Source organism: Bartonella sp. AP21QHHD (assembly GCF_042196205.1).
Classification (GTDB): Bacteria; Pseudomonadota; Alphaproteobacteria; order Rhizobiales; family Rhizobiaceae; genus Bartonella.
The window spans coordinates 1-2,038 of sequence record NZ_JBHIPT010000079.1; the positions used below are offsets into that span (position 1 = coordinate 1).

At 38.4% G+C, this 2,038-nt stretch carries 2 protein-coding genes and 2 pseudogenes; all 4 read left to right on the forward strand.

All coding sequences use genetic code 11. The annotated features are described in order from the left end of the window. Positions 1–7: 7 nt before the first annotated feature. Positions 8–667 (forward strand): annotated as a pseudogene (locus ACFIMC_RS04905) (hypothetical protein); the annotation flags it as partial. A 111-nt stretch (positions 668–778) separates the two neighbouring features. Beyond that, positions 779–1,069: a CopG family ribbon-helix-helix protein gene (locus ACFIMC_RS04910; protein ID WP_375610963.1), complete on the forward strand. Its 291-nt coding sequence runs from the start codon at positions 779–781 to the stop codon at positions 1,067–1,069. Continuing rightward, complete coding sequence (locus ACFIMC_RS04915; protein WP_375610964.1) at positions 1,066–1,338, forward strand: type II toxin-antitoxin system RelE/ParE family toxin; 273 nt, start codon at positions 1,066–1,068, stop codon at positions 1,336–1,338. Before ACFIMC_RS04910 ends, ACFIMC_RS04915 begins: the two co-directional genes overlap by 4 nt. 169 nt (positions 1,339–1,507) lie before the next feature. Then, positions 1,508–2,038, forward strand: a pseudogene (locus tag ACFIMC_RS04920) (DUF3987 domain-containing protein); the annotation flags it as partial.

The window sequence follows — 2,038 nt, forward strand, 5'->3', positions numbered from 1 at the left end:
ACGTGCCTTGCGCGGGGTTTGGCATGGGCGTTATGGAACAGCCCGTTGCCCTGCTCATGATGATAGGCTGCCTAGTTTATCCCTTGCCAATGGACATGATGGGCGTCTTTTACTCACTTGTTATGCTGGCTGCTCTTTTAGAGAGATCATACAAGCGCTTATTAGAATTGGATTGCTTGGAAAACAAGCCTTTTTTGATAAAGCTTATGATCAGACGCTCTCTTTCTCCAAACAGTTTTGTGCTGATCTCAAACAAGCAAAAAGGAAAGCAGAGAGAGCAAAAGCAATTTGGCAACAAAGCCAACCAATTAAAAACACTTTAGCAGAAACCTATTTACGTATGCGGGATATTACATGTGATTTGCCTACAGATTTACGCTTTTACGACAAATGTCTACACCCCTCTGGGGGTACATTGCCCGCGTTGATTGCTCTTGTTAAGGGGGCTGGTTCCTTTGCCATTCATAGAACCTTTTTAAAAGACAATGGCTGCAAAACAGATCAAAAACCAGCAAAAGCCATGTTGGGATCTGTAACGGGTGGTGGGGTGCATTTAAGTCAAGCCAATCCAAAACATCTGGTCATTTGTGAGGGCATTGAAACCGGTCTAGCTCTACTGTCTGGGTTGTTAACAGAGCCCGTTGATTTATGGGCGTCCCTTTCAACCCTATGAAAATGCAAAATAGATATAAAATATCTATTCTAATAGTACCTATTGAAGAAACAGTAAAAATACATTACATTAGAACTACTTTGTAACACATTAAGTGGTCGTAAAATGGCTGAGACAACATTTACCTTTCGCGTCGATGATGTATTAAAAAATGAATTTTCCAAAGCAGCAAAGGCGTGTGATAGATCTGGTGCACAATTATTGCGCGATTATATGCGCGATATCGTAAAAGAACAAAAAGAAAAAAGTGCATACGATTTATGGTTTCGGGAACAAGTTCAATTAGGGATAAATTCTGCTAATGCAAGTGATATAATGTCTTCTGAAGAAATCGAAGCAGAAGCAAAAGAATGGCGCTTAAAGACACAAAGTAAACTAGATAGATCAACTTTATGAAGCTAATTTGGACACAAGTAGCACACGTTGACCGCAAAAAGATACGTGAATACATATCACAAGATAATCCTTCCGCTGCCTTAAAGTTTGATCAACTTTTATCTGAAAAAGTAGAAAAACTTGTTAAATTTCCTACCCTTGGTCGTTTAGGACGAATTGTAAATACACGTGAACTTATTGTACATCCAAATTATATCATGATTTATGATATTTCAAATGGCGTTGTGCGTATTTTACGTGTGCTCCATACAAAGAAAAAATTTCCTTAATCAACTGTATTTTTATTTATTTTGTAATTGAAGAAAATTATTTTCTACAATACTGCGCTCCGTATCAGTAAATAATGATAAATTATTATTTTTCTAATATTGCGAATATGATTGCATAATGCACTTTGCACACCGCTTAGTTTCTACTCGTAAAAATGAAGATGACACTATTGTCAATGATGTGTCTGTTGAAAAGCTTGGGGAACTCTTAAAAGAAAACCCCCGTGGTCTCTTAATGGTGCGTGATGAATTGGCTGGCTTTTTAGCCAATCTAGAAAGAAAGGAATATCAATCAGACCGCGCCTTTTATTTAACAGCTTTTAATGGCGATGATCAATTTACTTATGACCGTATAGAGCGTGGAACCATTTTTATCCCTTATGTCACTTTATCCATGATTGGAGGCATTCAACCTTCACGCATTATTCCGCTCATTCAAGCCATACACCGTGGAATAAACGATGACGGTTTATTGCAACGCTTTCAAATGATTGTCTGGCCCGATGACAATAAAGAGTGGCAATTGGTTGATAAACCGCCCAATCAAGAGGTCTGGCAAAAGTATGAAGGGGTATTTCGCTCTTTTCGTGATAAACGCTTAGGTTCTCCCGAACAACCACTGATCATGCGTTTTTCTGCTGAAGCACAAGTGAAGTTTTATGAATGGTTAGAGCATCTTCATAAAGAGGCAAAAGGAGGT